A 384-nucleotide genomic window follows, 5' to 3' on the forward strand; every position below is an offset into this window, starting at 1 on the left:
TGATCTTTCTCTGATAAAAATTCACTTAATTCCAAAGTTTTTTCGTAGTATTTAATGGCATTCTTATAGTCTTTCAAACCTTGATACATTTTACCGTAATCATATGAAATTATAGGTAAATACTTTGAATCACCATTAGTAGCCAAACTATTTTCTACTTGCTGTAAAATTTCAAGTGCCTTTTCGTATAACTCATCCATAATATACAATATTGCAAGCATTAAAAGTATATTTATTACGTTTTTCTGCATACCATTTTTTCTGTATATATTGTAAGCTTTTATGGCATACAAACGACTAATACTTTTATCTTTATAAAGTTCCTTATATACATGACATAAATTATAGTATATATGACCATGTTGTTCAGTTTCTTCTACACCT

Annotated in this window: 1 protein-coding gene; it reads right to left on the reverse strand. The window is 26.8% G+C overall.

Annotated elements, in window-relative coordinates:
• A partial coding sequence (locus tag KI369_RS28700) for a tetratricopeptide repeat protein (protein ID WP_212959023.1) occupies positions 1 to 384 on the reverse strand: 384 nt, incomplete at both ends.

Origin of the sequence: Bacillus sanguinis (genome assembly GCF_018332475.1) — a bacterium.
In the GTDB taxonomy this organism is placed as follows: domain Bacteria; phylum Bacillota; class Bacilli; order Bacillales; family Bacillaceae_G; genus Bacillus_A; species Bacillus_A sanguinis.